Annotated in this window: 23 protein-coding genes and 2 tRNA genes; 9 read left to right on the forward strand and 16 right to left on the reverse strand. The window is 59.9% G+C overall.

All coding sequences use genetic code 11. The annotated features are described in order from the left end of the window. Window positions 1-107: 107 nt before the first annotated feature. Together BBI10_RS22160 and BBI10_RS22165 are read right to left on the reverse strand one after the other, a co-directional pair. A complete protein-coding gene (locus tag BBI10_RS22160) occupies window positions 108-812 on the reverse strand; it encodes a hypothetical protein (protein ID WP_065991773.1) in 705 nt (234 codons plus the stop codon). Window positions 813-1,246: 434 nt separating this feature from the next. Continuing rightward, window positions 1,247-1,323: transfer RNA gene (locus BBI10_RS22165), tRNA-Met, on the reverse strand. 432 nt (window positions 1,324-1,755) lie between these two features. Between BBI10_RS22165 and BBI10_RS22170 the strand changes: the two genes are divergently transcribed. Further along, a complete protein-coding gene (locus BBI10_RS22170; protein WP_065991774.1) occupies window positions 1,756-3,813 on the forward strand; it encodes a methyl-accepting chemotaxis protein in 2,058 nt (685 codons plus the stop codon). Between the two features lie 158 nt (window positions 3,814-3,971). Then, window positions 3,972-4,628: a class I SAM-dependent methyltransferase gene (locus tag BBI10_RS22175; protein WP_065991775.1), complete on the forward strand. Its 657-nt coding sequence runs from the start codon at window positions 3,972-3,974 to the stop codon at window positions 4,626-4,628. A gap of 87 nt (window positions 4,629-4,715) precedes the next feature. Here the strand turns inward: BBI10_RS22175 and ychF are convergent, their stop codons facing one another. The 8 genes from ychF to BBI10_RS22215 form a co-directional block, all read right to left on the reverse strand. Continuing rightward, window positions 4,716-5,816, reverse strand: coding sequence for a redox-regulated ATPase YchF (gene ychF, locus BBI10_RS22180; RefSeq protein WP_065991776.1), 1,101 nt, complete (start codon window positions 5,814-5,816; stop codon window positions 4,716-4,718). 21 nt (window positions 5,817-5,837) lie between these two features. Next, complete coding sequence (gene pth, locus BBI10_RS22185) at window positions 5,838-6,422, reverse strand: aminoacyl-tRNA hydrolase (protein WP_065991777.1); 585 nt, start codon at window positions 6,420-6,422, stop codon at window positions 5,838-5,840. A 75-nt stretch (window positions 6,423-6,497) separates the two neighbouring features. Beyond that, window positions 6,498-7,109 carry a 50S ribosomal protein L25/general stress protein Ctc gene (locus BBI10_RS22190; RefSeq protein WP_065991778.1) on the reverse strand — a complete coding sequence of 204 codons (612 nt, stop codon included), beginning with the start codon at window positions 7,107-7,109 and terminating at the stop codon, window positions 6,498-6,500. 140 nt (window positions 7,110-7,249) lie between these two features. Further along, window positions 7,250-8,191 carry a ribose-phosphate pyrophosphokinase gene (locus tag BBI10_RS22195; RefSeq protein WP_037018241.1) on the reverse strand — a complete coding sequence of 314 codons (942 nt, stop codon included), beginning with the start codon at window positions 8,189-8,191 and terminating at the stop codon, window positions 7,250-7,252. A 47-nt stretch (window positions 8,192-8,238) separates the two neighbouring features. Then, a tRNA-Gln gene (locus BBI10_RS22200) sits at window positions 8,239-8,313 on the reverse strand. Between the two features lie 36 nt (window positions 8,314-8,349). After that, window positions 8,350-9,201, reverse strand: a complete 852-nt coding sequence (gene ispE / locus BBI10_RS22205) for a 4-(cytidine 5'-diphospho)-2-C-methyl-D-erythritol kinase (RefSeq protein WP_065993142.1) — start codon at window positions 9,199-9,201, stop codon at window positions 8,350-8,352. Between the two features lie 2 nt (window positions 9,202-9,203). Then, window positions 9,204-9,821, reverse strand: coding sequence for a lipoprotein insertase outer membrane protein LolB (gene lolB, locus BBI10_RS22210; protein WP_065991779.1), 618 nt, complete (start codon window positions 9,819-9,821; stop codon window positions 9,204-9,206). Window positions 9,822-9,825: 4 nt separating this feature from the next. Continuing rightward, on the reverse strand, window positions 9,826-11,553 hold the full coding sequence (locus BBI10_RS22215; protein WP_083233232.1) for a tetratricopeptide repeat protein: 1,728 nt from the start codon (window positions 11,551-11,553) through the stop codon (window positions 9,826-9,828). Window positions 11,554-11,811: 258 nt separating this feature from the next. Here BBI10_RS22215 and hemA point away from each other — a divergent pair, with 258 nt between their 5' ends. The 6 genes from hemA (at window position 11,812) to BBI10_RS22245 (ending at window position 17,194) form a co-directional block, all read left to right on the forward strand. Next, window positions 11,812-13,089 (forward strand): glutamyl-tRNA reductase, encoded by a 1,278-nt coding sequence (gene hemA / locus BBI10_RS22220; protein WP_065991780.1) that lies wholly within the window; start codon window positions 11,812-11,814, stop codon window positions 13,087-13,089. Next, a complete protein-coding gene (prfA, locus tag BBI10_RS22225) occupies window positions 13,086-14,168 on the forward strand; it encodes a peptide chain release factor 1 (RefSeq protein ID WP_065991781.1) in 1,083 nt (360 codons plus the stop codon). The genes hemA and prfA overlap by 4 nt, the downstream gene beginning before the upstream one ends. Then, complete coding sequence (gene prmC, locus BBI10_RS22230; RefSeq protein WP_065991782.1) at window positions 14,169-15,002, forward strand: peptide chain release factor N(5)-glutamine methyltransferase; 834 nt, start codon at window positions 14,169-14,171, stop codon at window positions 15,000-15,002. After that, window positions 14,996-15,769 carry a molybdopterin-synthase adenylyltransferase MoeB gene (locus tag BBI10_RS22235; RefSeq protein WP_065991783.1) on the forward strand — a complete coding sequence of 258 codons (774 nt, stop codon included), beginning with the start codon at window positions 14,996-14,998 and terminating at the stop codon, window positions 15,767-15,769. The genes prmC and BBI10_RS22235 overlap by 7 nt, the downstream gene beginning before the upstream one ends. Further along, window positions 15,762-16,562, forward strand: a complete 801-nt coding sequence (murI, locus tag BBI10_RS22240; protein ID WP_065991784.1) for a glutamate racemase — start codon at window positions 15,762-15,764, stop codon at window positions 16,560-16,562. Before BBI10_RS22235 ends, murI begins: the two co-directional genes overlap by 8 nt. 113 nt (window positions 16,563-16,675) lie before the next feature. Beyond that, window positions 16,676-17,194 (forward strand): acyloxyacyl hydrolase, encoded by a 519-nt coding sequence (locus BBI10_RS22245; protein ID WP_065991785.1) that lies wholly within the window; start codon window positions 16,676-16,678, stop codon window positions 17,192-17,194. A gap of 184 nt (window positions 17,195-17,378) precedes the next feature. On the opposite strand, the gene BBI10_RS22250 is transcribed toward BBI10_RS22245, so the two are convergent. The 6 genes from BBI10_RS22250 to BBI10_RS22275 form a co-directional block, all read right to left on the reverse strand. After that, a complete protein-coding gene (locus BBI10_RS22250; RefSeq protein ID WP_074883972.1) occupies window positions 17,379-17,690 on the reverse strand; it encodes a YkgJ family cysteine cluster protein in 312 nt (103 codons plus the stop codon). Window positions 17,691-17,743: 53 nt separating this feature from the next. After that, window positions 17,744-19,189, reverse strand: a complete 1,446-nt coding sequence (gene phrB, locus BBI10_RS22255) for a deoxyribodipyrimidine photo-lyase (RefSeq protein WP_065991787.1) — start codon at window positions 19,187-19,189, stop codon at window positions 17,744-17,746. A gap of 9 nt (window positions 19,190-19,198) precedes the next feature. Further along, a complete protein-coding gene (locus BBI10_RS22260; RefSeq protein WP_083233233.1) occupies window positions 19,199-20,137 on the reverse strand; it encodes a MerR family transcriptional regulator in 939 nt (312 codons plus the stop codon). A 2-nt stretch (window positions 20,138-20,139) separates the two neighbouring features. Then, the gene (locus BBI10_RS22265; protein WP_065991788.1) at window positions 20,140-21,120 is read right to left on the reverse strand and encodes a 2-thiouracil desulfurase family protein; all 981 of its coding nucleotides are present in this window, start codon (window positions 21,118-21,120) and stop codon (window positions 20,140-20,142) included. 170 nt (window positions 21,121-21,290) lie between these two features. After that, entirely contained in the window at window positions 21,291-21,506 is a 216-nt protein-coding gene (locus BBI10_RS22270; RefSeq protein ID WP_065991789.1) for a TIGR02450 family Trp-rich protein, read from the reverse strand. Beyond that, complete coding sequence (locus BBI10_RS22275) at window positions 21,503-22,489, reverse strand: NAD(P)/FAD-dependent oxidoreductase (RefSeq protein ID WP_065991790.1); 987 nt, start codon at window positions 22,487-22,489, stop codon at window positions 21,503-21,505. The genes BBI10_RS22270 and BBI10_RS22275 overlap by 4 nt, the downstream gene beginning before the upstream one ends. Before the next feature lie 298 nt (window positions 22,490-22,787). On the opposite strand from BBI10_RS22275, the gene BBI10_RS22280 reads away from it, so the two are divergent. Continuing rightward, on the forward strand, window positions 22,788-23,690 hold the full coding sequence (locus BBI10_RS22280; protein WP_065991791.1) for a TIGR01777 family oxidoreductase: 903 nt from the start codon (window positions 22,788-22,790) through the stop codon (window positions 23,688-23,690). Window positions 23,691-23,697 lie beyond the last annotated feature (7 nt).

Genomic DNA, 23,697 nt, shown 5'->3' on the forward strand with positions numbered 1-23,697 from the left:
GGGTACCGCTGTGGCCAGCCATTGAGGTTACATCATGGCGCTGCGATCGCCACCGGTGCGGGTGTTGAGCTTGCTGTTGAGCTTATGGACGCGCCTATGGCTGCAGCTTATTGCTGAACGGCGCTGAATCCCTCAAACGCAGTTTGCTGCTGGATCGCGCTGACAATGTTCTTGCGCGTGGCCGGCTGCTGGTTGCCGTCCTTGTCCACGAACACTTCGCTCTGCAGCTCGGCGTCATCGCCTTCACCGATGAACGAGAAGCCGAGGAATTCAAAGGCTTCGCGGTCCGCGTTGGCTTTCGAGCGCGGCGTGCGCAGGGGCAGGGTGACGCTGGCGCCGTCCTTGCAGATGACGAAAACCTCGGCTTCCTTCTTCGGCCGCGCCGCTTTGCTCTTGCCGCCGCTCGGGTTGCTGACCGCTTGATGCGTCTGATTGAGCACCTTCAACGCCAGGCTGTAGACGAGCTCCTGAAAACTCGGGTCGTCTTTATAGCTGGAGAGAATCCGGCTGATCGGAAACTTCGCGCTCAGGTCTTCGAGCGCGGCCATGTCGGCGGCTTCGGCGTCCTTGAGCTGCTTAAGCTGACCCATCAGCTCGTAGGCCTGGTCATCATCGAATCGGTCATGGGCGGCGCGTATGGCCAAGCGCAGATCGCGAATCTGGTCGCTTTCCTTGGCGCTCTGGAATGCGTCCAGCACCATCTCGCTGATGGTTTTGGCCTGTGGCACATGTTGTGAAAGGTTGATGGCTTCTTCGTAGGCTTGCTTCGACGACACGGCGTTTGCCGCCGGATCGGTATGGGAATCAGACATTGAACATCCACTGCTTCGTTAACTGGGGTTGAGGCGCGAAAAGCTCGGGGCGTTTCGAGGGGCGTAATCTATTGGACGAGGGCGCCGTTGTCACGGATTGCCGTCTTTGCCCGGACCGCAGGGCGATTGGCGTTGGATGCGCGCAGACTACGGAATCAAAAAGCCCGGCAATTGCCGGGCTAGTCTTACACGCAGGTGCCACCTTTATGGTGTGAGCCCGTCCCGCCTGTTGGATGCGTCCCTTTCGGACACGCCGACGCGGAAAGTGAAACGATTGAAAGCAGAGCGACCAGTCCAGCGATAGCGATCTTTTTCATATTGCCTCCGTGCACTGCGAGATGCAGTACAGGGCTATCGGCGATTTGGGATCCCGCCTTAGGCACAGAACGCCAGAAACAACAAAGCCCGCACAAGGCGGGCTTTGTTGAGGTACTTGGTGGCTACACAGGGACTTGAACCCCGGACCCCAGCATTATGAATGCTATGCTCTAACCAACTGAGCTATGTAGCCAAGTGGCGCGCATTATTCGCTCAGATCACATATGTGTCAAGCGTCTCTTTGAAAAAATTTATCCACACGATCAATCGGTTAGCCTCCCGGCTCTTCTACCATTTTCTCATCCCTGCACGCTGGTGACAGTTTCACTCCTTGGGCTGAGTGCTTTCGCCCCACTTTCGCGCACTCAGCGTGCACTGTCCTCGATCTCGTGCCCGGTTTGATGGCCTCGTGCTATCGGTCCGGTTCTTGCTTATGCCTGCCGCAACGCTGCCGTTATAGAACTAGGTGGCTGGGGATTTCGATAAGTCTGAGTGCGGCCCTCGTTCAAAAGATGGGCGGTTATCGTTTTTAAAACACAGACATGGCATTTTGCCGGTAAAAATGTAAGGCAGCGCAGCGATGATTATTCGTCGCGCAGCGTCTGTCGGTGAGGAGTGGTTGGCTATGCAGAGTCTTTTGTCGCCAGGCATCCGCCTGCTCGGACGTCTCGGGTTCGCGCGCAAGTTTCAGGTGCTCTTCTTTCTGTTCATCTTGCCGCTCGCGGGCAGCCTGTGGATGATCGGCCAGGATTACCGCAGCAAGCTGGAGGTGATTTCTCAGGAGCAAGCCGGTGTGCGCCAGCTCATGGCACTCGATGCGCTGGATGTGCAACTGACAGCACAGCGCAACCGCGCCGCGCGCTGGAAGGCTGCCGACATTCTTCGTGATCCGACGCCGGCCGCGAAGGCAGCCATGAACGCGCTGGATGCCGCCAACCCTGACCTGACCCGCACCCTGGCGTCCCTGGGCGATGAACTCAAGGCACAGAACGCCAGCGCGGACATCATGACGCGGTATCAAGCGCTGCAGGCCTCGGTCAAAGGCATGGATTCGGAATCTCTGCGCAGCGTCGGCTGGTGGCCGGACGGCTACGATCGTTTTACCTCTGCCCTTACGGCGCTGCAGAGTCTGCGTGAACAGATCGCCATGGACAGCGGCTTGATCCTTGATCCCTGGCTTGAAACCTACTTGCTGATGCAAATCGCCACACAGCAGGCGCCGGAACTGGTCGAGCGAGTAGGGCGGATGGCGAGTATCGGCCAGTCGTCGATCGCATCAGGGCAGTTCTCGTTGCAGAGCCGTCTTCAGATGCGCGACCTGCGCAGTCGCATCGGTGACGCCCGTGATCAACTGGTCAAAGCCGTGAGCTCGCTGAAATCGAAAGCGTACCCGGGCATGGAGGTCTGGACGCGTCAGTATGAAGACAGTCTTCAGCGCCTTGATAACGAATTGAAAGTGCTCGACGACGGCGTGTTCGGCGGCAGCATCAAGCTCGACCCTGCTGCGTTCGAGCGCAGCGTCGACAGTGTCAGCGATGGATTGGCGGCCTTACGCAAGCAATCGCTCTCATCATTGACCAGCCGGCTCGATTATTACCATGAGCAGTCCACTCTGCAGTTCGTGCCGATCGCTGCGATTTTCAGCATTCTAGCGCTCGCGGCGCTGTATCTCTTCATGTGCCTCCAGGCATCGATCCAGCGCAGCGCCAAGGGCATAACGACCCTGGCCGAGTCGCTGCGTGACGGCAATCTGTGCGTCGAGGTCGCCGTTCAGGGGCGTGACGAACTCGCAGCCATCAGCACCGCCCTCAACGTCGCGGTGGTGCAACTGCGCACCAGTCTCTTGGGTGTCAACCACGAAACCCAGCAACTGGGCTCTGCGGTGCTGACCCTCAATGCGCAGTCAGGCAGCACGCTCAACGAAGTTGAAGATCAACAACAGCAGATCAGCCAGATCGCCGCTGCGGCCACCGAGCTGGCCGCGACGTCCATGGGGGTTGCCCGCAGTTGCGAAGCCGCATCCGGCAGCGCCCAGGCCACCCGACGCATCGCCGAAGACAGCAGCCGCGACAGTCAGCGCACCACGGCGAGTATCCAGCAACTGAACCAGAAGTTGACCGACACTGCTAATGCGTTGAGCAAGGTCAGTGAGCAGGGGCAGCAGATCCAGTCCGTGGTGGACACCATTCGCGGCATCGCCGAACAGACCAACCTGCTGGCGCTCAATGCTGCCATTGAAGCGGCGCGTGCGGGCGAGCAAGGCCGTGGCTTCGCCGTGGTCGCTGACGAGGTGCGCAGTTTGTCCCAGCGGACACAGGCTTCCACCGCGCAAATTGCCGGGACCGTGGACAGCCTGCGGTCGACCGTCAGCCAGGCCGTTAGCCTGATGGAGGCGGCGTGTGGTCAGGCGGTGAGTGACGCGCAGTCGGTGACCGGCTTGGGCGAGCGGCTGGAAGAGATCGCCAGCGCGGTGCAGATCGTTACTGACACGCTGGCGCAGATCGCCACCGCAGTCGAAGAGCAGGCCGCGACGGCGGACGAGGTTAGCGGCAATATTCAGCAGGTGGATCAGGCCGCTGGCCGCTTGCTTGACGGTGCGCGTGCGGTAAATCACGCCGCAGACACCCTGACCAAAGGCAGCCGGGCCTTGAGCGACAACACCGCGAGATTCCGGTTGGGGTAAGCCGCGCAGGCGAAGCGTGAGGGTGATCGGCCTGCGATTGCATGCGCGCAATCATGCCGCACCCTGCGCCGTGGGTTGAAAGAAGAACGGCTGGCGACGTATAAGATTCGTCGCCTTCTCATCGTCTTCTGATACCCATCGCCGTAGGGGATTTCTCCATGACCGACAGCAGTGCCGCAGGTGCGGCGGTTTATTCGCCCCTGACGTTAGCGTTGTACGACGCCTGGGTGTTGGGCATTTCCAATCGGTATGCCTGGCGCTGCCCAACCGATGAGGTGCTTTTGCCGTTCTTCCGCGCCAATGTGCGTGCCCACCATCTGGATATCGGCGTCGGCACGGGTTATTACCTGGCGAAAGCCAAGCTGCCGCCGAACACCCGCATCACCCTCATGGACCTCAATCCAAGCAGCCTCGCCGCCGCTAAAAGCAGGATCGGCCGGCCAGACACGCACACCCTTCAGCATGACGTAATGACGCCGATCCCGGGCAACGAACGCTTCGACTCGATATCGCTGTTTTACCTGCTGCACTGCCTGCCAGGCCCGACGGATGCCAAGGCGGCGATCTTCGCTCAGCTCAAGCACAACCTGAACCCGGACGGCGTTTTGTTTGGCGCAACGATTCTAGGGGACGAGGCGGGGCACGACGGCTTCGGTCGCAAGCTGATGGCGGTCTACAACAAGAAAGGCATTTTCGGAAATAGCGGGGACACTCAGGCCGGCTTCGAAGTGCATTTGCGGACGCACTTTCGCGAGGTCACGCTGAAGCGCGAAGGCGTGGTGCTGCTGTTTCGCGTAGCGCAGCCGATTGTCTGAGTTGCACTAAAACCACAAAGCCCGCGGATCACTGAGTGATACGCGGGCTTTGACGTTCAACGAGGTTCGTGGAGGTCCACGAGGGCGTTAGACGTTGAAGCGGAAGTGCAGAACGTCGCCGTCCTTGACGATGTAATCCTTACCTTCCAGACGCCATTTGCCCGCTTCCTTGGCACCGGCTTCACCCTTGTACTGGATGAAGTCGTTGTAGGCGACGCACTCGGCGCGGATGAAGCCTTTTTCGAAGTCGGTGTGGATCACGCCGGCGGCCTGTGGCGCGGTGGCGCCGACACGGACTGTCCATGCACGCACTTCTTCGACGCCGGCAGTGAAGTAGGTCTGCAGGTGCAGCATTTCGTATCCGGCACGGATCACGCGGTTCAGACCAGGTTCTTCAAGGCCCAGAGCCTCCAGGAACATGTCCTTTTCTTCGCCGTCGTCGAGTTCGGCGATTTCCGCTTCGATCTTGTTGCAGACCGGCACCAGCATGGCGCCTTCTTCTTCGGCGATCGCGCGAACCACGTCAAGGTGAGGGTTGTTCTCGAAACCGTCTTCAGCGACGTTGGCGATGTACATGACCGGTTTGGTGGTCAGCAGATGGAAGCCCTTGATGACGGCTTTCTCATCGGCGCTCATGCTCTTCATCAGGCTGCGCGCGGGTTTGCCCAGCGTGAAGTGAGCGATGAGTTGCTCCAGCAGGCCTTTCTGGACCACTGCGTCCTTGTCGCCGCCCTTGGCATTGCGCGTGACTTTCTGCAGTTGCTTCTCGCAGCTGTCGAGGTCAGCAAAAATCAGTTCCAGGTCGATGATCTCGATGTCGCGCTTCGGGTCGACGCTGTTGGAGACGTGAATCACGTTCTCGTCTTCGAAGCAGCGCACCACGTGAGCAATGGCGTCGGTCTCGCGGATATTGGCGAGGAACTTGTTGCCCAGGCCTTCACCTTTGGATGCACCGGCTACCAGCCCGGCGATGTCGACGAACTCCATGGTGGTCGGCAGGATGCGCTTCGGGTTGACGATGTCGGCCAGGGCCTGCAGGCGCGGGTCCGGCATGGGCACGATGCCTGTGTTCGGTTCGATGGTGCAGAAGGGAAAGTTCTCCGCCGCGATACCGGATTTGGTCAGGGCGTTGAACAGGGTGGACTTGCCGACGTTGGGCAGGCCGACGATGCCGCAGTTGAATCCCATGGTGTTTCCCCTCGAGTGATGTCAGGCCTTCTGGCTGTGCAGGACGCGCATCGCCTTGGCGAAGTCGCCAGCGAGTACATCCGGCAGCACGCCGAGGGCAAAGTCGATGCTGGCATCCAGTTTTTCCTGCTCGGCGCGTGGCGCTCGACCCAGGACGAAGTTGGACACCAGACTGGCGTCGCCCGGGTGGCCGATGCCAAGCCGCAGGCGGTGGAAGCCGTTCTGGTTGCCGAGCTGCGCAATAATGTCGCGCAACCCGTTATGCCCGCCGTGCCCGCCACCCAGTTTGAGTTTGGTGACGCCCGGAGGCAGGTCGAGTTCGTCGTGGGCCACCAGAATGGCTTGCGGAGGAATCCGGAAGAAACCCGCCAGAGCTGCCACGGACTGGCCGCTGCGGTTCATGTAGGTGGTGGGGATCAGCAGACGAACGTCTTGGCCCTGATGACTGAATTTAGCCGTCAGGCCGAAATATTTGCGGTCAGCGGTCAGATTGACACGCTGTGCGCTGGCAATGCGCTCAACGAAAAGAGCCCCTGCGTTATGCCGGGTCTGTTCGTATTCGGGGCCTGGATTTCCCAGGCCGACGATCAGTTGGATGGCGGTCACGTCAGGGGCTCTTCCTTGGGTCGAGTGTGATGATGGCGAGCATCATCACGGGTTCAACCGGCTAGCGAGTAATAATTACTCTGCTTCGCCTTCTGCGGTGCCTTCTTCTTCGTCCTGGACGATGCGAGGAGCGTGGACGTTAGCGATGTCCAGGTCCTTGCCGTGCGCCAGAGCAACGAATTCAACACCTTTAGGTGCTTTAACGTCGGACAGGTGAACGTTGTCGCCGATTTCCAGAGCGCCCAGGTCAACTTCGATGAACTCAGGCAGGTCTTTCGGCAGGCAGGTCACTTCCAGCTCGGTGGTGGTGTGCGAGATCTCGCCGCCTTTCTTGACCGGTGCTTCTTCGTTGATGAAGTGCACTGGAACGATAGCGGTCAGTTTCTGGCCAGCCACGACGCGGATGAAGTCAGCGTGCATGATGAACTGCTTGGCAGGGTGACGCTGCATCGCTTTAACGATGACGTTCTGCTTGGCGCCAGCAATGTTCAGCTCGATAACGTGGCTGTAGGCAGCTTCGTTTTCGAACATTTTTGCCAGTTCTTTGGCTTCGATGGTGATCGAAGTTGCTTCCTGGCCACCACCGTAAACAACGGCTGGGACGGAGGCGGCGAGACGACGCAGGCGGCGGCTCGCACCTTTCCCCAGGTCAGTACGCGCTTGGGCGTTCAGAGTAAATTCGTTCATTTTGCATCTCCAATATAGCCATGACCGAGCGGCGTTTGCGACCAGCGCCAGACACGGTATGGGCAAAAAAGCCCCGCCCCGGCATTGAGTGTCGGGGCGGGGCGCTTTTCGTCAACGGATGGTTCGGCAGGGCAGGGCCCTTATCGGAACATCGCGCTGATCGATTCTTCATTGCTGATGCGACGCATCGCCTCAGCGACTACCGGTGCGATATCCAGTTGACGGATACGGTCACAGGCCTGTGCTGCAGCGGACAACGGGATGGTGTTCGTCACCACCAGTTCGTCCAGCACGGAATTTTCGATGTTCTCGATTGCACGGCCCGACAGAACAGGGTGTGTGCAATACGCGAAAACCTTGGCAGCGCCGTGTTCTTTCAGCGCCTTGGCCGCGTGGCACAAGGTGCCGGCGGTATCGACCATGTCGTCGACGAGAATACAGGTACGGCCTTCGACATCACCGATGATGTGCATCACTTCGGAGTGGTTGGCCTTCTCGCGGCGCTTGTCGATGATGCCCAGATCGACGCCCAGGGACTTGGCAACAGCACGTGCACGCACGACGCCGCCGATATCCGGGGAGACAATCATCAGGTTTTCGAAGCGTTGGTCTTCGATGTCATCCACCAGAACCGGGGAGCCGTAGATGTTATCTACCGGAATATCGAAGAAGCCTTGAATCTGGTCGGCGTGCAGGTCGACAGTCAGCACACGGTCGATACCGACGACGGTGAGCATGTCCGCAACCACTTTAGCGCTGATAGCCACACGGGCGGAACGCGGACGGCGATCCTGGCGGGCATAACCAAAGTAAGGGATTACAGCAGTGATACGAGTGGCCGAGGAGCGACGGAAGGCGTCAGCCATCACGACGAGTTCCATCAGGTTATCGTTGGTCGGAGCGCAGGTCGGCTGGATAATGAAGACGTCTTTACCGCGAACGTTTTCATTGATCTCAGCGGTAATCTCACCGTCGGAAAACTTTCCAACAGAGATGTCACCGAGAGGGATATGCAGCTGACGTACGACACGCCGAGCCAGATCGGGGTTGGCGTTCCCCGTAAAGACCATCATCTTGGACACGCGCAGTACCTGGAGGCTTAGGGTATGCCTGGATGACTATAGGAAAATGGCAGGGGCGGCTGGATTCGAACCAACGCATGGCAGGATCAAAACCTGCTGCCTTACCGCTTGGCGACGCCCCTGTATCTGTTGCACGAGTGCCTGGCACTCGGTTCCTTTTAGAGCAGCGTTTGTAACTTCCGGTGCAACATCGAGATGTTTGCGCCTTTTGCTACAAACCCCGTAAGGGTCTCTGTAAGAAGGGCCGAGACTTTATCAGCTTCAGCTTTGCTTGGGAAGGCCCCAAACACACAACTTCCAGTTCCGGTTAATTTTGCTTCGGTAAATTTACCTAGCAAATTCAAAGCGTTACCAACTTCTGGATACCGCCTCGTTACAACCGGTAAGCAGTCGTTTCGACTGTTTCCCTTGGGAACGGGGCGCACTTTAATGGGCGGAGTGTCACGTGTCAACAGCGGATCTGAAAAAATTTCTGCTGTACTTACAGATACTTGCGGCACCAGCACCAGATACCAAGGTTCTTCGGGGGTTACGGGGGTCAGTATCTCGCCGATGCCCTCGGCAAAAGCGGCATGTCCACGCACGAAAACCGGCACGTCTGCCCCAAGCTTGAGGCCCAGCGCCGCTAGCCGATCTTCATCCCAGCCAAGCTGCCAGAGATGATTCAGGCCGAGCAATGTCGTTGCCGCATCGGAGCTTCCGCCGCCAATGCCGCCACCCATGGGCAGGACTTTTTTCAGCCAGATATCAACGCCAAGCGAGCAACCGGATTGCTCTTTGAGGGCGCGAGCCGCTCTGACGATCAGATTACTGTCGTGGGGGACGTCGGCGATTTCCGTCTGAAGGCGCACCTCTCCGTCGTTCCGAAGCGCGAAACTGAGCTCATCGCCGTGATCGAGAAACTGAAACAACGTCTGCAGTTCGTGATAACCGTCAGCGCGGCGCCCGGTGATGTGCAGCATCAGATTCAGTTTGGCAGGGGCGGGCAGTGTCAGTCGTGGTTGCGACATGCTCATTGGCCCAGTTTGCGAGGTTGCCAGTCCTTGATGACCAGCGTGACGTCCAGGTCCTGCCCGTGCAGCTTCATGCGTTCAGGCAGCCAGAAACCGTTCTGCTGGGTGTAGCTCAGGTATTCGATCTGCCAGCCATCCTGCGCCAGGCTGGACAAGCGACTGTCACCGTCGAGCGTCAGGCTGCTTTTACTGTCCGGGGCGGGCAAGCCGCGCACCCACCAGACCAGATGGGACACCGGCAGTTTCCAGCCCAGTTGGTCCTTGAGCAGGGTTTCCGGATCCGGCGCGTCGTAGCGGCCCTGATTGGCCACTTCCAGTGAGACTGCGCCAGGGCGACCGGTCAAGCGGGCAGCACCGCGACCCAGCGGGCCGGACAAGCGAATGTCGTAGTAATCCTGGCGTTGCAGCCAGAACAGCGTGCCGCTGCCGGAATCCTTTGGTGCGCGGATGCCAACCTTGCCGTTGATCTGCCAGCCATCAAGGCTGCTGAGTTGTTCCTTGTTCGCACGCCATTGACTGGCGTCGCCCTTGCCTTGTACGGCTTCGCGGGAGGACATGCCGGCACAGCCAGCGAGCAGGGCGATCAGACTGAATACGAGTACGTGGCGCAATTGCATAAATTCAAAGAGTCTCGGCGCCGGTCAGGCGTTTGATGGTGCTGCGCAGGACCGGGCTGTCAGGTTGTTGTTCAAGGGCCTTGGCCCACACTTTGCGGGCTTCACGCTGCTCGCCTTTGGCCCAGAGGACTTCGCCCAGGTGCGCAGCGACTTCGTGGTCCGGAAAACGCTCCAGCGCCTGGCGCAGCAGACGTTCGGCCTCATCCAGATTGCCCAGGCGGTAATTGACCCAGCCGAGGCTGTCGAGCACCGCCGGGTCTTCCGGATTGATCTTGTGCGCGCGCTCGATCAGTTCCTTGGCTTCGGCGTAGCGCGTCGTACGATCCGAGAGCGTGTAGCCCAGCGCGTTCAGCGCCATGGCGTTATCCGGCTCGCGTTTGAGAATCGCCCGAAGGTCGCTCTCCATCTGTTTCAGATCGTTGCGCTTCTCCGCCAGCATCGAGCGGGTGTAAAGCAGATTCAGATCGTCCGGGTACTGCTTGAGCGCCTGGCTCAACACTTGCCAGGCGCGATCACTCTGGTTGTTGTTGGCCAGGGTCTCGGCTTCGACCAGAAAAAGCTGAATGGCGTAGTCGGGTTGGTCGGCGCGGGCCTGAGCCAGCCGCTTCGAGGCTTCGGCGCTGTTGCCGTTGCTCATGAGGATATCGGCCTGACGCAGTTGCGCAGGCAGGAAGTCATTGCCGGGGCCCACCTGAGCGTATTCGGCCAGCGCCGTCTGTGGGTCGCTGCGCTCTTCGTAAATGCGACCGAGGTTGACGTGGGCTGAGTCGACGTGACTGCCGCGGGCGACGAGGTCTTCGAGGTAACCCTGCGCTTCGTCCCATGCCTTGTTTTCCAGGCACACGAGGGCAAGGGAATAGCGCAACTCGTCGTCATCCGGGTACTGCTGGACCAGGCTGGAGAACTGCACTTTGGCGTCTTCCATGCGGTTCTGTTCCACCAGCATGCGCGCATAAGTCAGGCGCAGACGCTTGTCGTCCGGGTATTTCTTGATGCTTTTTTCCAGCAGCGGGATCGCTTCCTTGCCGCGGTCCATGCTTTGCAGCAAGCGAGCACGCAGCAGGATCGGCGCCACTTCGCCTTCGCCCGGCGGGTTGTCTTCGAGCAGTTTCAGGGAGGCGGCACTGTCGCCTTCCTGCTGAAGGAGCAACGCCTTGCCGAAGATCAGCTGGCCGTTTTTCGGGTACTTCATCAGCAGGCGATCAAAGCTGGTGATCAGCCCTTTGCGCGTATTGGAATCGGTTTCCGACGCCGACAGCGCGAGAAAATCAAAATGCGTATCGCCCTGTCCCTGAAGGACTTTCTCCATATAGCGCATGGAGTCGTCGTAGCGCCCGGCCCGCGCCAGCTGGATCGCTGCCGCGCGCTGTGCCTCGAGATTGCTCGGATCGTTTTTCGCCCAGATCATCGATGTGTCGAGGGCCGCCTGATCGGCGCCCAGATACTCGGCGATGCGGAAGGCACGCTCGGAAATCCCTGGATCCTGTGTCTGAATCGCCTGGGTCACATAGTTGTCCAGCGCGATGTCGAAACGGTTGCGCTGGCCGGCAAGTTCGGCTGTCAGCAGGCTGACGACGGTTTCCTGAGTAAACGAGCCGTACACCTGAGGTTTGGCATCGGGTGCGGGCGGCGCTTCTTTCGCCGGAGCGGAGGGCTCCGTAGAAACGGAGGCCGTAGACTGGCAGCCACTCAGAGCGACAAGGGCAAGGAACAGCGCGGAGGATTTATTCATATAGAAGAGGGGCGGCTTACCTGCGGTTTGGAAGCATCATGACACAAGGCCGGGAGCAAACCCACAGCCCGCGCGAAATCTGGATACGCTCAATCTACAGCCTGCGCGCGGACATTTTGTCGCAGGCCGGACGCGGTGATACGCAATCTGTATAGGGACAATAGCGGGCTGCGGACGTTCTGAATGTATTGCGGTGGTTGTCCTCCCTCTATCGAAGTAGGACAATTGCCGGCTTCACGTCACCATCAGCGACCTTGAATGGCCTTTCTTGCTCTGGGTATCAACCATAAGACTGCATCAGTCGATGTCCGCGAGCGCGTGGCATTTACGCCTGAACAGCTGGTTGAGGCGCTGCAGCAGCTTTGCCGCCTGACCCGAAGCCGGGAAGCGGCCATTCTCTCCACCTGCAATCGCAGCGAACTGTATATCGAGCAGGATCAGCTGACCGCCGAAGCCGTGTTGCGCTGGCTGGCGGATTATCACCACCTGAATGTCGATGAGCTGCGCGCCAGTGCCTATGTGCATGAAGACGACGCGGCGGTGCGGCACATGATGCGCGTGGCGTCGGGGCTGGATTCGCTGGTGCTCGGCGAGCCGCAGATCCTTGGTCAGATGAAATCGGCATATGCCGTGGCACGGGAGGCCGGCACGGTTGGGCCGTTGCTCGGGCGACTGTTTCAGGCCACCTTCAGCGCTGCCAAGCAGGTGCGCACCGACACAGCCATCGGCGAGAACCCGGTCTCCGTCGCTTTTGCCGCCGTCAGCCTGGCCAAGCAGATTTTCAGCGACCTGCAGCGCAGTCAGGCGTTGCTGATCGGGGCAGGGGAGACCATCACTCTGGTCGCGCGTCACCTGCACGATCTCGGGGTCAAGCGTATCGTCGTTGCCAACCGCACCCTCGAACGCGCGAATATTCTCGCCGAGCAGTTCGGTGCCCACGCGGTGCTGTTGGCCGACATTCCGGCCGAGCTGGTCAACAGCGACATTGTCATCAGTTCCACGGCCAGCCAGTTGCCGATTCTGGGCAAGGGCGCCGTTGAAAGTGCGCTGAAACTGCGCAAGCACAAGCCGATCTTCATGGTCGACATCGCCGTGCCGCGCGACATCGAGCCTGAGGTCGGCGAGCTCGACGACGTCTACCTCTATACCGTGGACGATCTGCACGAAGTCGTCGCCGAAAACCTCAAGAGCCGTCAGGGCGCGGCGCAGGCGGCCGAAGAACTGGTCAGCGTGGGCGTCGACGATTTCATGTCGCGGCTGCGCGAACTGGCGGCGGTCGACGTGCTCAAGGCGTATCGTCAGCAGAGCGAACGCCTGCGTGACGAAGAACTGCAAAAGGCCCAGCGCATGCTCGCCAATGGCAGCAACGCCGAAGACGTGTTAATGGCGCTGGCACGGGGCCTGACGAATAAATTGATGCACGCCCCCAGCGTGCAACTAAAAAAGCTGTCCGCTGAAGGCCGCGTCGATGCGCTGGCCATGGCCCAGGAACTTTTTGCCCTCAACGAGGGCTCCACGGATAAATCCCCGCAATGAAAGCTTCACTGCTTAATAAGCTGGACGTGCTCAGCGACCGTTTCGAGGAATTGACCGCGCTGCTCGGCGATGGCGAAGTCATCTCTGATCAAACCAAATTTCGCGCGTACTCCCGCGAGTACGCCGAAGTCGAGCCAGTGATTCAGGTGTACCGGCAACTGCAGAAAGTGCAGGCCGACCTCGAAGGCGCGCAGGCGCTGCTCAAGGACAGCGATCCCGACATGCGCGAAATGGCAGTCGAAGAGGTGCGCGATGCCAAGGATCAGTTGCTGGTGCTTGAGGCTGATCTGCAGAAAATGCTGCTGCCCAAAGACCCGAACGATGGCCGCAACGTGTTTCTGGAAATCCGCGCCGGCACCGGCGGCGACGAAGCAGCGATTTTCGCCGGCGACCTGTTCCGCATGTATTCCCGCTATGCCGAGCGACGTGGATGGCGTGTCGAGATCCTGTCCGAGAACATTGGCGAACATGGCGGCTACAAGGAAGTCATCGCGCGGGTCGAGGGCGAGCATGTCTACGGCAAGCTGAAATTCGAGTCGGGTGTGCATCGTGTTCAGCGCGTCCCGGAAACCGAATCCCAGGGCCGAATTCACACCTCCGCGTGTACGGTGGCTGTGTTGCCAGAGCCTGACGAACAGCAGACCATCGAGATCAACCCTTCCGACTTGCGCGTTGACACCTATCGCTCATCCGGCGCCGGTGGTCAGCACGTCAACAAGACCGATTCGGCCATCCGCATCACGCACTTGCCGTCCGGCATTGTGGTGGAGTGTCAGGAAGAACGGTCGCAGCACAAGAACCGCGCGCGGGCCATGTCCTGGCTGTCGGCCAAGCTCAACGATCAGCAGACCGCTGCGGCGGCCAACGCTATCGCCAGCGAGCGCAAATTGCTGGTAGGTTCCGGGGATCGCTCGGAACGCATTCGTACATACAATTTTCCACAGGGGCGAGTCACGGATCACCGCGTGAACCTGACGCTCTATTCCCTTGATGAAGTTCTGGCCGGCGGGGTCGATGCAGTGATAGAACCGTTACTTGCCGAGTATCAGGCAGATCAACTTGCGGCACTGGGTGATTAAATGACCATCATCGCCAGCTTGTTAAGAAGCGCCGAGCTGCCGGACTCTCCGACAGCGCGTCTGGATGCAGAATTGTTGCTGGCCGCTGCCCTGGGCAAGCCGCGCAGTTTTCTCCACACTTGGCCCGAGCGTATTGTCAGCACCGAAGCGGCGCATGCCTTCGACGGCTATCTCAAGCGTCGACGGACCGGCGAACCCGTCGCGTACATCCTGGGCCTGCAAGGGTTCTGGAATATCGACCTGGAAGTCGCGCCCCATACGCTGATCCCGCGGCCTGAAACCGAGATGCTGGTGGAAACCGCGCTGGAGCTTTTGCCCGGTGCGATTCCCCACACGCTGCTCGATCTCGGCACTGGCACCGGCGCCATCGCGCTTTCGCTGGCCAAGGATCGTCCGCAGTGGAACGTCACGGCGGTGGATCGCGTTGAAGAGGCGGTCGAGCTTGCCGAGCGCAATCGTCAGCGCCTGCACCTCGATAACGCCAAGGTCTTGCACAGCCACTGGTTCAGTGCTGTCGAGGGTCAGCGTTTTGACCTGATCCTAAGCAACCCGCCTTATATTGCCTCCAACGATCCGCACCTGGTCGAAGGTGACGTGCGCTTCGAGCCAAGCAGCGCGCTGGTCTCCGGCACCGATGGCCTGGATGATCTGCGTCTGATTGTGTCGCAAGCGCCCGCGCACCTTGAAGCCGGTGGCTGGCTGTTGCTGGAGCATGGCTACGATCAAGGCGCAGCAGTGCGCGAGCTGTTGCTTGAGCACGGGTTCGAAGAGATCAAGACCCGCCGCGATCTGGGCGACCACGAACGCATCACCTTCGGGCGGGTGCCGTGCTGACGGACGAGGAGCTGCTGCGCTACAGCCGGCAGATCCTTCTGCAACAAGTCGACATCGACGGTCAACTGCGCCTCAAGCAGAGCCGCGTGCTGATCGTCGGCCTCGGCGGACTGGGTTCGCCGGCAGCGTTGTATCTGGCGGCGGCCGGCGTCGGAGAGTTGCATCTGGCGGATTTCGACAGCGTCGATCTGACCAACCTGCAACGCCAGATCATTCATGACACCCCGAGCGTGGGCTTAAGCAAAGTCGATTCAGCCATCACCCGGCTGACCGCCATCAATCCACAGATCACACTGGTCGCCCATCGCGCGGCCCTTGATGTCGACTCACTGGCGGCAGCCGTTGCCGGGGTCGATCTGGTCCTGGACTGCTCGGACAATTTCTCGACGCGCGAGGCGGTCAATGCGGCCTGCGTCGCCGCGTGCAAGCCATTGGTCAGCGGCGCTGCGATCCGCCTCGAAGCGCAACTGTCGGTATTCGACCCGCGCCGTCCGGAGAGTCCTTGCTACCACTGCCTGTACGGGCACGGCAGCGAGACCGAACTGACCTGCAGCGAAGCCGGCGTGATCGGCCCGTTGGTAGGGTTGGTGGGCAGTTTGCAGGCCCTTGAGGCCCTCAAGCTGCTGGCCGGCTTTGGCGAACCAATGGTGGGGCGACTGCTGCTGATCGATGCCATGAGCACGCGATTCCGCGAATTGAAAGTCAAACGCGATCCTGGCTGCAGCGTCTGCGGTACCGGGCTCCGAGCTGCCGCCGAGCATGAATAGAGACAGCGATGCCCCGGTGGCGGTGTTCGATTCCGGCGTCGGCGGGTTGTCGGTGCTGGCGGAAATACAGCAGTTGCTGCCACGGGAATCGTTGCTCTACGTCGCCGACTGCGGCCACATCCCCTACGGCGAGAAAACCCCCGAATTCATTCGCGAACGTTGCGCGACGATTGCCGAGTTCTTCCAGCTTCAGCGCGCCAAGGCGCTGGTGATCGCCTGCAATACGGCGACGGTGGCGGGCATCGCTGACTTGCGCGCCCGCTATCCTGACTGGCCGCTGGTGGGAATGGAGCCGGCGGTCAAACCTGCGGCCGCAGCGACACGAACCGGTGTCGTGGGTGTGCTGGCGACCACGGGCACCTTGCAAAGCGCCAAGTTTGCCGCATTGCTCGATCGCTTCGCGGCAGACGTGCACGTCATCACGCAGCCTTGTCCGGGACTGGTCGAGTTGATCGAGACGGGCGATCTGGTCAGCCCAACGATTCGCCAGCTGCTGCAGGGTTACGTCGCGCCGCTACTCGCCGCGGGCTGCGACACCATCATTCTGGGCTGCACCCATTACCCGTTTCTCAAGCCGTTGCTGCGGGAAATGATCCCGGCGTCCATTACGCTCATCGATACCGGCGCCGCTGTAGCCCGGCAGTTGCAGCGGTTATTGGGTGAGCGCGAGCTGCTGGCGAGCGGTCATCCTCGGACTGCCCAGTTCTGGACGACCGGCGATCCAGAAGATTTCAGAAACGTCCTACGCGTGCTTTGTAACAACTCCGACAATGTGCGAAGCTTCGTTTCGTGAAAAAAACGTGAATCGCTTCGTCTGTGGGTGAACTAAAGTTCAGCCGCCGGCTTCTACAGCACTTCTGTCGATATAAAAAATTTCTAACTGCTTTCGAAAATAGGATGTTTCAGATGAAGCGACTGTTTTGTTTGGCTGCGATTGCGGCTGCTTTGTTGGGGCAAAGCGCAATTGCACAAGCTGATGGGGTCGAGTTTTCCGTAGGACAGACTGGCGAATCCACCATGACTTATCGTCTGGGCGCGCAGTTTGATTGGGATAAAAGCTGGTGGCAAACCGGTGTTGGTCGCCTGACCGGCTACTGGAGCGGTGCCTATACATACTGGGAAGGCGACAAGAATTCCAGTAATAACAGCCTGTCTTTTTCCCCGGTATTCGTTTATGAGTTCTCGGGTGAGAGCGTCAAGCCGTACATTGAGGCCGGTATCGGCGCCGCTGTATTCCAGCGCACCGAAGTGGAAGGCAACAAACTGGGCAGCGCGTTCCAGTTTGAAGACCGTCTGGGTTTTGGTCTGCGCTTCGCGGGCGGACATGAAGTTGGCCTGCGCGCCACTCACTACTCCAACGGCGGCATGACCACCAACAACGACGGTATCGAGAGCTACGCGATTCACTACACGATGCCGTTCTAAGCGTTTGATTGCGTATTGCGCGAGCGGTTTAACCGCACCTGCAACGTACCACCCGCTTCCTCCCGGCTGAGGCCGGTCCTACTGAAAAATCACCTCGTAGGACCGGCTTTGGCCGGGAATGTATCAGCCAACGCGGCTGGTGCAGGCGAACATCAACCCCCAGGCTTCCTGCTTGTCGCGACCATCACAAATAGGCCGTCGCAATCCCTTCTCTTTCGGCAATGCACTCCGGCGCACCCATTTCGAATTCCCTGCAAATCAACGGCCGACGGTCGTAGATCGTGCACATCATCGTGTCGCGATCCAGCGCTGCGCACCATCCATCGTCCAGGCGCAGCATGACTTCGCCGCCCCAGTCATCGGTGTCAATGTACCGCTCGGGCACGCCGGTGTCGGTGATCAGCATGACTTCCAGCTGACAGCAGCAGGCCGCACAGGTGGAACACGTGATAGCGGGTTCGGCAGGGAGTTGAAGCGAAGGGATCACAGTCGTCATGGGCGGCAGTTTAAATCACCGCGCAGCGGACGGCTAACCGGTGTGACGAATGCTCACCCATTCTCCTGCGTCTCGGCCTTGCGCTGGGGCAGCGACTTGAACGCTTGCAGCGCGCGTTCGCGGCTGGCTTTCAAATCGACGATGGGCGCGGGGTAACTTTCCACGCCGAACAGCCCGCCCTGAGCGGTGGGTTTATGGATGTCGCGCTTGTTCAACTCAGCCAGTTCAGGCACCCACTGCTTGATGAATCGACCTTCCGGGTCAAAGCGCTCCGACTGACTTTGCGGATTGAAGATCCGGAAGTAAGGCGACGCGTCGGTGCCGGTTGATGAACTCCATTGCCAGCCGCCATTGTTCGACGCGAGATCGCCGTCGATCAGGTGCTGCATGAAATAGCGTTCACCTTCACGCCAGTCGATCAGCAGATTCTTGGTCAGGAACATCGCCGAGATCATCCGCAGGCGATTGTGCATCCAGCCAGTTTCAAGCAACTGACGCATGGCTGCATCGACAATCGGCAGACCCGTACGGCCCTGTTGCCAGGCTTCCAGATCCTCCGGCGAATGGCGCCATTTCAGCGCTTCGGTTTCCGGCCGGAAGGCGCGATGACGGGAGACACGGGGAAAGCCTACGAGCACATGCTTGTAGAACTCACGCCAGAGCAGCTCGTTGATCCAGGTCACCGAACCCGAATTGCCGGTTTCAAACTCCCCATTGTTGCTGCGCAGCGCCGAATGCAGACACTGGCGGGGCGAAATCACACCGGCCGCCAGGTACGCAGACAGCTGGCTGGTGCCAGGCTTGGCAGGAAAGTCGCGCTCTTGATCGTAGTAATGCACTTGCTCGTCGGTGAAGTTGTGCAGGCGATCACGCGCCTCGTCCTCACCGGCAGGCCAGAGGGAGCGCAGGCTTTCGGTCGGCGCGGCGAAACCCTTGACCGCGTCCGGCACGACATCGCTTTTGATGGACAGCTTCTGCTGTGCCTTGGGCAATGCAACCAGCGCTGGCATGGAGTAATGCAAGCGGGCGTAACAGACCTTGCGAAATTGCGTGAAGACCTTGAAGTAACCGCCGCTTTTGGTCAGCACGCTGCCCGGCTGAAAAAACAGCTGGTCGAGGTGGCGATGAAACAGAATGCCCGCGCCGTCGAGTGCGCTCTCCACCTCACGATCACGTTTGGTCTCGTTGATGCCGTACTCGTCGTTGACGTGCACGCTGTCGACCCCGTGTTGCTGACACAAGGTAAGGATCGCCTTGGGTGCCTGCGCCCACGTGTCTGCCTGGACCATCAGCAGAGGGACGTTCAGCGCCGCAAGTGCCTTGCTTAACTCGCGGAGGTTGCGCAGCCAGAAATCGACTTTGCATGGGGCATCGTCATGGCTCTGCCACTGGCCCGGGCTGATCATGTACACGGCCAGAGTCGGGCCCTGCTCCATGGCAGCGCTCAGCGCGGTGTTGTCGTGCACACGCAGATCGCTGCGCAGCCATATCAATTGCATGGTTATTCCTTAGAGAAGCCCCAGCCGCTGCAACGCGGCCTGGGCGGTCAAAGGGTCTTCGGCGAGGGAGAGGCCGGAGACTTCAGCCTCGGCTGCGGATAATTCCGTCGAATGAATGCGCACCGCGGGCCCGACGATCAACTTCGGGCACTCGATGTTGTGCAGCAGACGAGGCAAGTGGCCGACATTCAGTGATTTGCTGGAATACAACAGCACTGCGCGTGGCTTGAGGTATTCGCAGGCCAGGGCGAGTTCGCCGGCGGGCAAAGGCCAGTCGAACACTTCAACCGGGCAATCGGCACTGCTGAGCAGCCACGCGGTCAGCCACAAATGCGGTTCGAGCGGCAGATCGGACTGGTTGACCAGCAGCAAGGGCGCGCCGCTGACCTGACGATTGTTGTGATACAGCCGGGCGCCGAACTTGCTGCGCAGCCACGAGTAGAAAAACACCCGCTCCAGCTGCGCGCCGAACTGGCCCTGCCAGCGCTGCTCGAGGGACGCCAGCAACGGCAGTAACAGTTGTTCACAGAGCGTGCGCGGTGGATACAGCGACATCGCGCGGTTGAGCGAATCATCCAGGCGTCGCTCGGCCAGGGCGCCGATGGCGTCCTGAAGGGTCTGGCGAAGAATGTCCCAATCGTTCTCGACACTCGGCGCGGGTGCCTGCTGATCATCGATCAGTTGCTTGACCTGACTGACCGACACGCCGCGGTTCAGCCACGTAAGAATGGTCAGCACGCGGTCGACATGCTCGTGGCTGTAGAGCCGGTGGCCCTTGGGCGTGCGGTGGGGAACGATAAGGCCGTAGCGGCGTTCCCAGGCGCGCAATGTCACAGCGTTTACGCCGGTCAGGCGGGCGATTTCGCGAATCGGCAGCCAGCCGTTTTCAAACGCGCTCGCGGGGTCCTGCGGGTCGCCTTCCGGCAGTTGTTGCTCATTAGGGGTCATGGTCAAATCGCGTTGCGCAGACTGAGGTTTTCCGGATGCGGCTGCAGATACACCTGCAGTGCAATGTACGGGTCGGGGTGTCGACGGAAATGGTGTTTGAGCAGCGTCAGCGGTACAACCAGCGGCACGATGCCCTGGTGGTACTGATTGATGAGGCCCTGGATTTCTTTCTTGTCGGACGCACTGAGTGTCTGGCGCAGATAGCCGCACAGATGCTGCAATACGTTGGTATGGGTGCGCCGTGTCGCCGGTTTCTTGAGCGCGCTCATCAACTGACTGAAATAGCGCGGGGCGATCTCGGCCGGGTCATTTCGGCCCATGGTGCCCAGCAGATTCCCCAGCGTCTTGTACTGGATGGGGTCGTTGGCCATCAGCTGGTATTTATAGCGGGCATGAAACTCGGTAAGCGCGCGGCGAGTGATGCCGTTTTTCAGTAGCGTCTGCCAGGCGGCATAGGCAAACACACGGGTAATGAAGTTCTCCCGTAGGACCGGATCGTTCAAGCGACCGTCTTCTTCCACCGGCAGATCAGGGTGGCGTGCGCAAAACGCCTGGGCATAAATGCCGCGTCCGCCGGTTTCAAACGGCACGCCGTTGTCGCGGTAAACCTTCACGCGCTCCAGGCCGCACGACGGCGATTTCTGCATGAAGATGTAGCCGCAGATGTCGGACATCTCGGTGGCCATGTGTTCGCCGTAATCAGCCAGTTGCTCGGTCACGTTCATGGCGTGGTGAACACTGCCGACCGCTTGGGGATGCTCCGGGTCACCCACCAAACGGATGGCTTCGCGAGGAATGCCCATGCCGATGGCGACTTCGGGGCACGCGGGCACGAAATCGAAATATTCAGTGAGGGCTCGGGTCAGAAGGTGAGATTCCTTATGCCCGCCGTTGAACCTGACCTCCACACCCATCAGGCAGGCGCTGACGCCCAACTTGGGTTTGGAGGCTTGATCTGATGAATGATCGAGTACAGCAGACATGGACAAACCCTCGATGGACTTCTTATACAGATTCGTTTCTCTGTACAACATTTGCCCATGATAGGTTTGTGGCAGTGCAAGTCAAATAATTTGTACAAGATCGCGGAATGAAACGACAAGATGCGGGGATTTAGCTGCAATTGCGGGGTGGTGGGACGATTTGGAGGGGATTATTTCCAGCCCATCTTCCAGCTCTGGTCATTTTGCAGCGTCTGCCAAGGCAGCTTCTGGCTGCGTTTGGTCATCACCGCCTGCAGCTCAATCTCCAGCACTGTGCCTTCTTCATCACAAAAAAGTTCGGTGACCAGAAAGTGCTTCTCACGATGTTGAGGGGATGCTGCCGTCCACTTCGACAGCAGCAGCTTGCGCGGATTGAGTCGATTCATTTGAGGTGTTCCAGCAAACGCCGTGCGGCTTCCTGGCCGCTCAGCCATGCGCCCTCGACACGGCCTGACAGGCACCAGTCGCCGCAGACGTAAAGGCCCAGATCCGCATCCGACAACGCGCCGACTTCGCGCCCGCCAGCCGGTCTTGCGTACAGCCAGCGGTGGGCAAGGGTGAACGCCGGGGCCGGCATTGCGCAATTCATCAGCTCGGCAAATGCGCCGTGCAACTGATCGATGACCTCTTCTTTGGGCATGTCGACATGCTGACGGCTCCAGGCGCTGGTGGCGTGCAAAATCCACGTATCCATCTGGCTGTCGCGTCCGGGCTTGCTGCGGTTGCGGGCCAGCCAGTCGATGGCGCTGTCCTGCACGAAGCAGCCTTCAAGTGGCGTATCCAGCGGGGTGTCGAAGGCCAGCGCGACGGCCCAGGTCGGCTCCATTTTCACGCCCGCCACAACGCTTGCCAGTTTCGGTGCGTCGGCCAGCAGGGTAGTGGCCTGGGGCGCGGGAATGGCGATGACGACATGACTGAACGGGCCATGGCTTTGGCCGTCGGCATCCAGCAGATTCCAGTGTTGTTCGCCACGAAAGACTTCGGTGATGCGGCAGGAAAACGTCACCGGCAGGTCGCCGAGCATGGCCCGGGTGATTGCACTCATGCGCGGCGCGCCGACCCAGCGCACTTGCTCATCGGGCGACAGGCTGAGTTTTCCACCATGAAAGTTGTAAAGCAGCGGCTTCCACTCGGCCACGTGGCCCTCGGCCTGCCACTGCTGCACGGCGGCGGCAAAGCGGCGATCGCGGGCGGTGAAGTACTGCGCACCCATGTCCAGTGCGCCGGCATCGCTGCGTTTGCTGGACATGCGGCCGCCACTGCCGCGGCTCTTGTCGAAGAGATGAATGCTATGCCCGGCGGCTTGCAGCGCCTGGGCGGCGGAGAGTCCGGCGATGCCGGTACCGATGATTGCAATGGGGACAGTCATAGGGGCCTCGTTACCTTGTCTGCACAGACTACGCCTCAGGCAAAAGCTGTACAATGCCGTTTTTCGGTATAAGTTGTCGCCCTGCAGAGGCAGGACGCGGACCTTCCAAGGGCTCGCTGACAAGTCTGACGCTTTGCTGCAATCGTTCAACTGCACGATCGGGCTGCCCTAAAGAACAGCGGTGGAGTGGAGCGCCGTAACTTGACCTAAAGTTGAGTGATCATTCCGCGCACGAGCTCATGGCTTGTGAAGAAATAGACTCCGCAATTGCGATGAACGCCACGTAAGGAACTCAGTCATGCACATCTTGCTGACCGGCGGTACAGGCTTGATAGGGCGTCGTTTGTGTAAACACTGGCTCGCGCAGGGCCATCAACTGACGGTTTTGAGTCGCAAACCCGAGGAAGTGGAGCGGCTATGCGGCGCCAGTGTTCGCGGGATTGCACACTTCGATGACATCGGCAGTCAGCACGTCGATGCGGTGGTCAATCTGGCCGGCGCGCCCATCGCGGATCGCCCGTGGACCCGCAAACGGAAAATACTGCTGTGGGACAGTCGCATTACCCTCACCGAGCAATTGGTCACCTGGCTTGAACGCCGCGACCAGAAACCCGGCGTGTTGATTTCCGGTTCCGCCGTTGGTTGGTATGGCGATGGCGGTGAGCGCGAACTCGACGAAGACGCGCAACCGGTCAGCGAGGATTTCGCCAGTCGCCTGTGCATTGCCTGGGAAGAAACCGCGCAACGTGCAGAAACGCTGGGCATTCGCGTGGTGCTGGTGCGCACCGGTCTGGTATTGGCCGACGAAGGCGGCATGCTGCAACGCCTGCTGCCGCCCTTCAAGATGGGCATGGGCGGGCCGATCGGCAACGGACGCCAGTGGATGCCGTGGGTTCACATCGAGGATCAAATCGCCCTGATTGATTTTCTGATGAACCGGGATGACGCACGAGGTCCATATAATGCCTGCGCGCCGTCACCGGCTCGCAATCGGGATTTTGCCAAGACGCTTGCGTCCGTGCTGCACCGACCATCATTCATGCCGATGCCGGCCGTAGCACTTCGCTTATTGCTGGGCGAGCTGTCAATCCTGCTGCTGGGCGGTCAACGCGCTCGGCCAGACCGTCTGCAAGAGGCGGGTTTCACTTTCCGATTCACTGATCTGCGCGCAGCCCTGGAAAATCTTCTGGGCCGCCACTGACATCAAG

Source organism: Pseudomonas graminis, from assembly GCF_001705435.1.
GTDB classification, from domain to species: Bacteria; Pseudomonadota; Gammaproteobacteria; order Pseudomonadales; family Pseudomonadaceae; genus Aquipseudomonas; species Aquipseudomonas graminis_B.

Coding starts and splice junctions, on each gene's coding strand:
- prfA (WP_065991781.1), top strand. CDS start 13,086: ATGAAAGCTTCACTGCTTAATAAGCTGGACGTGCTCAGCGACCGTTTC.
- BBI10_RS22190 (WP_065991778.1), bottom strand. CDS start 7,109: ATGAACGAATTTACTCTGAACGCCCAAGCGCGTACTGACCTGGGGAAA.
- BBI10_RS22275 (WP_065991790.1), bottom strand. CDS start 22,489: ATGACTGTCCCCATTGCAATCATCGGTACCGGCATCGCCGGACTCTCC.
- BBI10_RS22260 (WP_083233233.1), bottom strand. CDS start 20,137: ATGACCCCTAATGAGCAACAACTGCCGGAAGGCGACCCGCAGGACCCC.
- BBI10_RS22270 (WP_065991789.1), bottom strand. CDS start 21,506: ATGAATCGACTCAATCCGCGCAAGCTGCTGCTGTCGAAGTGGACGGCA.
- BBI10_RS22215 (WP_083233232.1), bottom strand. CDS start 11,553: ATGAATAAATCCTCCGCGCTGTTCCTTGCCCTTGTCGCTCTGAGTGGC.
- murI (WP_065991784.1), top strand. CDS start 15,762: ATGAATAGAGACAGCGATGCCCCGGTGGCGGTGTTCGATTCCGGCGTC.
- BBI10_RS22280 (WP_065991791.1), top strand. CDS start 22,788: ATGCACATCTTGCTGACCGGCGGTACAGGCTTGATAGGGCGTCGTTTG.
- phrB (WP_065991787.1), bottom strand. CDS start 19,189: ATGCAATTGATATGGCTGCGCAGCGATCTGCGTGTGCACGACAACACC.
- BBI10_RS22160 (WP_065991773.1), bottom strand. CDS start 812: ATGTCTGATTCCCATACCGATCCGGCGGCAAACGCCGTGTCGTCGAAG.
- ychF (WP_065991776.1), bottom strand. CDS start 5,816: ATGGGATTCAACTGCGGCATCGTCGGCCTGCCCAACGTCGGCAAGTCC.
- prmC (WP_065991782.1), top strand. CDS start 14,169: ATGACCATCATCGCCAGCTTGTTAAGAAGCGCCGAGCTGCCGGACTCT.
- hemA (WP_065991780.1), top strand. CDS start 11,812: ATGGCCTTTCTTGCTCTGGGTATCAACCATAAGACTGCATCAGTCGAT.
- BBI10_RS22265 (WP_065991788.1), bottom strand. CDS start 21,120: ATGTCTGCTGTACTCGATCATTCATCAGATCAAGCCTCCAAACCCAAG.
- ispE (WP_065993142.1), bottom strand. CDS start 9,201: ATGTCGCAACCACGACTGACACTGCCCGCCCCTGCCAAACTGAATCTG.
- lolB (WP_065991779.1), bottom strand. CDS start 9,821: ATGCAATTGCGCCACGTACTCGTATTCAGTCTGATCGCCCTGCTCGCT.
- BBI10_RS22250 (WP_074883972.1), bottom strand. CDS start 17,690: ATGACGACTGTGATCCCTTCGCTTCAACTCCCTGCCGAACCCGCTATC.
- BBI10_RS22170 (WP_065991774.1), top strand. CDS start 1,756: ATGCAGAGTCTTTTGTCGCCAGGCATCCGCCTGCTCGGACGTCTCGGG.
- BBI10_RS22175 (WP_065991775.1), top strand. CDS start 3,972: ATGACCGACAGCAGTGCCGCAGGTGCGGCGGTTTATTCGCCCCTGACG.
- BBI10_RS22245 (WP_065991785.1), top strand. CDS start 16,676: ATGAAGCGACTGTTTTGTTTGGCTGCGATTGCGGCTGCTTTGTTGGGG.